Origin of the sequence: Neisseria sp. HMSC064E01 (assembly GCF_001808875.1) — a bacterium.
Taxonomy (GTDB): domain Bacteria; phylum Pseudomonadota; class Gammaproteobacteria; order Burkholderiales; family Neisseriaceae; genus Neisseria; species Neisseria sicca_A.
In genome coordinates this window covers 85,172-91,679 of record NZ_KV794886.1, presented here as the reverse complement: position 1 = coordinate 91,679, position 6,508 = coordinate 85,172, and the positions used below count along the sequence as shown (strand labels likewise).

The 6,508-nt window shown below is 52.0% G+C and carries 5 protein-coding genes; 2 read left to right on the top strand and 3 right to left on the bottom strand.

Annotated features, from left to right (window positions below; all coding sequences use genetic code 11):
• The first annotated feature begins 199 nt into the window (after positions 1-199).
• Positions 200-1,570 carry a polynucleotide adenylyltransferase PcnB gene (locus HMPREF2572_RS02020; protein ID WP_070495943.1) on the top strand — a complete coding sequence of 457 codons (1,371 nt, stop codon included), beginning with the start codon at positions 200-202 and terminating at the stop codon, positions 1,568-1,570.
• Positions 1,571-1,738: 168 nt separating this feature from the next.
• Here HMPREF2572_RS02020 and HMPREF2572_RS02015 read toward each other — a convergent pair whose 3' ends face one another.
• Together HMPREF2572_RS02015 and HMPREF2572_RS02010 are read right to left on the bottom strand one after the other, a co-directional pair.
• Positions 1,739-2,455 carry an S-methyl-5'-thioinosine phosphorylase gene (locus tag HMPREF2572_RS02015; RefSeq protein ID WP_070495941.1) on the bottom strand — a complete coding sequence of 239 codons (717 nt, stop codon included), beginning with the start codon at positions 2,453-2,455 and terminating at the stop codon, positions 1,739-1,741.
• 85 nt (positions 2,456-2,540) lie between these two features.
• On the bottom strand, positions 2,541-3,611 hold the full coding sequence (locus tag HMPREF2572_RS02010; protein ID WP_070495939.1) for an AI-2E family transporter: 1,071 nt from the start codon (positions 3,609-3,611) through the stop codon (positions 2,541-2,543).
• A 206-nt stretch (positions 3,612-3,817) separates the two neighbouring features.
• Here HMPREF2572_RS02010 and purM point away from each other — a divergent pair, with 206 nt between their 5' ends.
• Positions 3,818-4,852, top strand: coding sequence for a phosphoribosylformylglycinamidine cyclo-ligase (purM, locus tag HMPREF2572_RS02005; RefSeq protein WP_070495937.1), 1,035 nt, complete (start codon positions 3,818-3,820; stop codon positions 4,850-4,852).
• Positions 4,853-5,044: 192 nt separating this feature from the next.
• Here the strand turns inward: purM and HMPREF2572_RS02000 are convergent, their stop codons facing one another.
• Positions 5,045-6,355: a DUF2130 domain-containing protein gene (locus HMPREF2572_RS02000; RefSeq protein WP_070495935.1), complete on the bottom strand. Its 1,311-nt coding sequence runs from the start codon at positions 6,353-6,355 to the stop codon at positions 5,045-5,047.
• Positions 6,356-6,508: the final 153 nt, after the last annotated feature.

The window sequence follows — 6,508 nt, the reverse complement described above, 5'->3', positions numbered from 1 at the left end:
CGTACTGGTTTAAAGTTAATCCACTATATTTTCAGGGTTTATGGTGTTTCGGGTATAATGCCGCCTTATTTTTTAATGCGATACGGCAGGTCGTCTGAAGCCTTTGCATAATATTTTGTCCGCATTTCCGGCAGAATATTGCGCAAAGGCTTCGCCGCCGGTTTCAGACGACCTCTTTTTATTTTGGAAAGAGTAGTTTATGTTGAAAAAATGGTTGCATAAAGTTTTGCCCGGAAAGCAGCCGAAGCAAGTGCCTGTGGCGAAGGAAATCCTTTCTTTCGACAAACACCACATCAGCGCGGATATGCTGAGTTTTGCGGCGGAAAAAGTTGTCCGCCGTCTGCATGACGAAGGTTTTCAGGCTTATGTTGTCGGCGGAGCGGTTCGCGATCTGTTGCTGGGTGTCGAACCTAAAGACTTCGACATCGCTACCGATGCGACACCGGAACAGGTTCATAAGATTTTCCGCAGAAGCCGCATCATCGGCAGACGTTTTCAAATCGTACACGTCATGGTCGGGCCGGAAACCATAGAGGTCACGACCTTCAGGGGCGGCGGCAAGGTGCAGCAGAATGCGCACGGCAGGATTATGAAGGACAACACTTACGGCAGTATGGAAGAAGATGCCATGCGCCGTGATTTCACCTGCAACGCGCTTTATTACGACCCGATTAAAGAAGAAATCATCGATTTCCACCACGGCGTCGGCGATATTGCCGACCGCAAGCTGGTGATGATCGGCAATGCGGCAGAACGTTATCAGGAAGACCCTGTCCGCATCCTGAGAGCCGTGCGGCTGTCGGGCAAACTTGGGTTTGACGTGGAAGAAAACACCGCCGCGCCGATTCCGGAACAGGCAGGTCGTCTGAAACACGAACCCGTGGCGCGTCTGTTTGACGAAATCATGAAACTGCTGTTTTCCGGTTACGCCAGAGAATGTCTGAAACGATTGAATACTCTCGGCGTTTCAGACGACGTCCATCCACTTCTGAGTGCGCTCAAGTCGGCAACGAAACCTGAAAACCGCATTATCTCTCTCGCCTTAAAAAATACGGACGAACGTTTGCGCGCAGACAAATCCGTGTCGGTGGGCTTCGTTCTTGCCGCCGTCTTGTGGCCGGTTTTGAACCGTCATTGGCAGGACAACATCAAACGCGGTCAAAAGCCTGCACACGCTTTATCCGAAGCGATGAACACCATGCGCGAAACGGTGGAAAAAGGCTGGGGCGTGCCGCAGCGTTTTGCCGCGACCATGCGGGAAATTTGGCAACTTCAGCCGCAATTCGATTACACGCGCGGCGCGCGTCCGCACAAAATGCTGGCGCAAGCGCGTTTCCGTGCGGCTTACGATTTCCTTGTGTTGCGTGGAGAGGTCGGCGAAGTGGAGCGGGATTTGGTTGAATGGTGGACGAAGTTCCAACATGCGGATGCGGAAGCCCGCGCGGAAATGACGCTTGCCACACAACAGCGCCGACAACACGGGCAAGGCGATGGCGCGGATGGCAAGCCGAATCGCAAACGCCGCCGCACGCGTAAGAAAAAACCGGCTGCGGATAAGCCGGAATCATGAATCGGCGGATTGCAAACGGTTCTGACTTGTTGATTTGTCGCAGGACTGAAGTGTTGGTTTGAATGCCAAATTTTTTCTGGCGTATTTATCTTAACAAAAAGGTCGTCTGAAAATTTTCAGACGACCTTTTTGCGTGGTTTTAAAAAATAAGAGGCAAACATTTATCCTTTACAAACCCGCAAGCAAACGGCGGATTTTGCCGATGGCAAGCTCGGTTTCCAAGCCGCATTCCGCCCCTTCCGTCCCTCCACTGAGGCAGCGGATGTTGGTGATGCCGCAGAAGTGGGCGTATTTCATGCCCAGTTCTCGAGCGAGGACGGCTTCTGGCATTCCGGTCATACCCAATACGTCCACACCGTCGCGGCGGTAACGTTGGATTTCGGCGCGGGTCGGCCAGCGCGGTCCTTGCAGGCAGCCGTAAACGGCTTGGGTGTATAAAGGCATTTGGTGCTGTTGCGCGTGTTCGACGATTTTTTCGCGCAGTTCGGCGGTGTAGGGGTCGAGAAAATCAGTGTGTACGACCGGTTCTTCCTGCCCTTCAAAAAAGGTTTCTTTACGACCGTATGTGTAGTCGATCAAGTCGTCGGGCAGGACGAGCGCGCCGTTTTCAAAGCGGTCGTTGATGCTGATGACGGAGGAAACGGCGACGATGTATTCCGCACCTATGGAATGCAACGCCCAGATGTTTGCGCGGTAGTTGATTTCGTGCGGCGCGACGGTATGGCCGAAGCCGTGCCGCGCGAGGAAGATGATGTCCTGACTGCCCAGTTTGCCGCTTAAGACGGGGCTGCTGGTCAGTCCGTAGGGAGTGCGGACGATCTTGCGGTCGGTGATGCTCAGTTCGGGCAGCTTGGTCAGGCTGCTGCCGCCGATGATGGCTAACATGTTTTCTGTTCCTTTATGTGTTTACCAGGAGAAACAAAGGTCGTCTGAAAAACCATATCCGTTTTCAGACGACCTTTTTGTCCTTTTACTTGTGTTTGTAAAAACGGCTGTGGAAATAAGCATTCACACCTTCGCGCAGCAGGACCAAGGTTACGGCGGCAAGCGGCAGACCGGCGAGCATGCCGACAAAGCCCATGAGTTGTCCGAAAGCCATCAACGAGAAAATTACCCAGAAAGGCGACAGACCGATGCGGTCACCGACGATCTTCGGGGTAACGATAAAGCTCTCGAGGAATTGTCCGATACCGAACACGACCCACACCATAACCAGACCGTGCCATGTGCTAAATTGCAGCAAAGCGGCGACGGTTGCCAGCAAAAGTCCGGTAAATGCGCCCAAATACGGGATAAACACCAAAATACCGGCAATCATACCGATGGCGAAGCCCGAATCCAGTCCGACCAGCATCAGCCCGACCCCGTACACCAGCCCCATAATCAGCATCACCATCAACTGCCCGCGCAGGAACTCGCCCAAAACTTCATCCATATTGCTTGTGATGCGCGTATAAGTGTCGATAAAGCGGCGCGGAACCAACGCGCTGATGCCGTAAGACCAGCGTTTCCAGTCCAAAAGGAAATAATACAGCAAGAGCGGCAGCAGTATCAGATTGCTCATGCCGCTGATGACGTTGCCGCTTTGGCGCATCAGCGTCGGCATCCAAGCCTTGAGCGTGTTGCTCAATTCACCCGTATGGGATTGCAACCAAGCAATGACCGACTCCTGATCGATTTGCATATAATCGCCTGCGGCATTGTTCAGCCAAGGCAATAGTTTGTTTTGCGTAAAATCGACGATTTGGGGAATGCGGCTGACCATATTGTTGAACTGGTTGATCAGCATAGGCACGATAATCAGCATCAGCGACAGCAGCAACAGCAGCGCCAATACCATCACGATCATAGAAGCCGGGGCGCGTTTAATCCGTTTTTTCTGCAACCATTCCACCAGCGGATTCAATACATAAGCCAATACCGCTGCCACAATAAACGGCGTCAGGATGTCGCCCAGCGCGTACAGCAGCCAGACAAAAGCCGCAATCACGCAGCCCATAATGATCCACGGCTTCATGCCGCGCGTTTTTTTCTGATACATAAAACCTTTCCATGTGTGTTTCAGCGGAAGTCTCTGCAATCGTTTTTAGACGCCCCCCTAGCCGTCCAGTATAACAGAATAAATGAGGTTGTCTGAAACCTCAGATTGTTTACAAAATCACCGAAAAATCCAAGCCCGCGCCTGCAAAATAAGGTAAAATACGCACCATCGTTTTTCCGTCCCAATCACGATTAAGGAACCCTTTCATGAGCACTTCATTGAGCTACCGCGACGCAGGCGTGGACATTGACGCCGGCGATCAACTGGTCGAAAACATCAAACCTTTTGCCAAACGCACCATGCGTCCCGAAGTGTTGGGTGATTTGGGCGGCTTCGGCGCATTGGTCGAAATCAGCAAAAAATACAAAAATCCCGTCCTTGTCAGCGGCACCGACGGCGTAGGCACCAAGCTCAAACTCGCCTTCGATTGGGACAAACACGACACCGTCGGCATCGACCTCGTCGCCATGAGCGTCAACGATATTTTGGTTCAAGGCGCAGAGCCTTTGTTCTTCCTCGACTATTTCGCCTGCGGCAAACTCGACGTCTCCCGCGCTACCGACGTGATTAAAGGCATTGCCCAAGGCTGCGAAGAATCCGGCTGCGCCCTCATCGGCGGCGAAACCGCCGAAATGCCCGGCATGTATCCCGAAGGCGAATACGACTTGGCAGGCTTCGCCGTCGGCGTGGTCGAAAAAGAGCGCGTCATCAACGGCCGCAGCATCAAAGCAGGCGACATCGTGTTGGGCTTGGCTTCCAACGGCGCGCATTCCAACGGCTACTCCCTCGTCCGCAAAATCATCGCCCGCGACAATCCCGATTTGGACGCTGAGTTCGACAACGGCAAAACCCTGCGCGAAATCATCATCGCCCCGACCCGCCTGTATGTGAAACCCATCCTCGCTGCCTTGGAAAAATTCACCATCAAAGGCATGGCGCACATCACCGGCGGCGGCATCACCGAAAACGTGCCGCGCATCCTGCCGGAAAACACCGTCGCCCAAATCGACGCCAAAGCATGGGAATTGCCCAAGCTGTTCCAATGGCTGCAACAGGCAGGCAACGTGGAAACGCAAGAAATGTACCGTACCTTCAACTGCGGCATCGGCATGGTAGTCGTGGTTGCCGAAGAAGATGCCGACGCGGTGCAGGCGTTCTTAACCGAACAAGGCGAAACCGTTTACCGTTTGGGCGTTATCCGCGAACGCAACGGCGATGAGCATCAGACCCAAGTGGCTTAAATCACAAGCCTGAATCTAAATAAAAGGTCGTCTGAAACAGCCAAACCATCTGTTTCAGACGACTTTTTTGTATGTTTGGACAAATAGATTTGCTTACGGATTGATGAAAAATGAGACGCCGACCGCCGTCATTCCTGCTTGCGCGGGCGTAACGGTCGGCTGGTATTTCTATTTTCATTCTCGAAGCAAATCTCAATCCTCTTTTTTCTCCAACGCGGCAAAGGCGGCCTTCATGGTCGGATTTTTGCGTACTAATTTTTTGACGGTCAGGTCGGTTGCTTTGTTGTTGGCGAGGCGCAGGTTGTTTTCGGAAGAGAGCAGGGCTTCTTTGGTTTTTTGCAGGTGGCTGATGGTTTTGTCGATTTCGTCGATGGCAGTTTGGAATTTGCGGCTGGCGAGTTCGTAATTGCGGGCGAAATCGGTTTTGAACTTGTCCAAATCTTCTTCAAAATGCGTGATGTCGATGTTTTGCGCGCGCATTTGTGCCAATTCTTGTTTGTATTTCAATGAATTGAGCGCGGCGTTGCGCAGCAGGGAGACGATGGGGATGAAAAACTGCGGGCGCACGACGTACATTTTCGGGTAGGCGTAGGACACGTCAACGATGCCGTTGTTGTAGAGGTCGCTGTCGGCTTCCAAGAGTGAGACGAGGACGGCGTATTCGCAGTTTTTTTCTCTGCGGTCTTTGTCCAACTCTTTGAAAAAGTGTTCGTTTTTCTTTTTGGTGGCGGTTTCGTCGCTTTCGTTTTTCATCTCAAACATGATGGAGATGATTTCGTTGCCTTCTTCGTCGGTTTCGCGGTAGATGTAGTCGCCTTTGCTGCCGGTTTTGGCGTCGTTGTCTTTGCCGAAGACGGCTTGGGGAAAGGCGGTGGTGCGGATGCGGTTGAATTCGGTTTCGCAGTGCTGCTCAAGGCTTTCGCCTATCATTTTGGTGGACTGTCTGGCTTTGAAGTCTTTGTAGAAGGCGATGGTTTCGTCTTTTTGTTTGAGTTCGGCTTCGTATTTTTCGCGCAGGCTTTGTTTTTCCAACTGGTTTTCTTTGGATTGCAGCATGAGCTGCGTGTTCAAATTGCCCAATTCGCGCTCTTTTTCGGCAACGGCTTTGGTGATTTCCAGCTCTTTTTCCATGTTTTTCGCCGTTTCCAGCGATTTTGCCTGCGCTTTCAGCTCGGCAATCAATTTATCCTGTTCGGCGATTTGCGCTTTCAGACGACCTTCGATTTCGGCGGCGGCAAGTTTGCTGTCTTTTTCGTAAACGTTGATTTGGTTGGACAGGGCGGCGATTTCGTGGTTTTTGTCGGCTAGGATTTTGTCGAACTGATTTTGCGCCTGCGCTTGGGCAAGCTGCATATCGCTTTGAAACTGCATCTGCGCCTGTTGCAGGCGCTCGTGGATTTCGGTTTGAAATTCTTGGGTGCGGACTTGGTTCAGGATGTCGGCGTAACTGGCTTCGTTGACGGTGAAGGCGGTGTGGCAGTGCGGGCATTTGATTTCGTGCATGGCGGGTTTCCCTTGTATTTGAAGCGTGTCATTTTAGCAGAAAGGTCGTCTGAAAAAGTTTTAGCGAAACTCGCTGCGCTCGTTTTGGCGAAACCCTTACGGGTTTTCAGACGACCTCGTTGCTTTATAGTGGATTAAATTTAAATCAGGACA

Excerpts from the sequence above, each read along its gene's own strand:
- HMPREF2572_RS02000 (WP_070495935.1), bottom strand. The coding sequence starts at position 6,355 with ATGCACGAAATCAAATGCCCGCACTGCCACACCGCCTTCACCGTCAAC.
- purM (WP_070495937.1), top strand. The coding sequence starts at position 3,818 with ATGAGCACTTCATTGAGCTACCGCGACGCAGGCGTGGACATTGACGCC.
- HMPREF2572_RS02020 (WP_070495943.1), top strand. The coding sequence starts at position 200 with ATGTTGAAAAAATGGTTGCATAAAGTTTTGCCCGGAAAGCAGCCGAAG.
- HMPREF2572_RS02015 (WP_070495941.1), bottom strand. The coding sequence starts at position 2,455 with ATGTTAGCCATCATCGGCGGCAGCAGCCTGACCAAGCTGCCCGAACTG.
- HMPREF2572_RS02010 (WP_070495939.1), bottom strand. The coding sequence starts at position 3,611 with ATGTATCAGAAAAAAACGCGCGGCATGAAGCCGTGGATCATTATGGGC.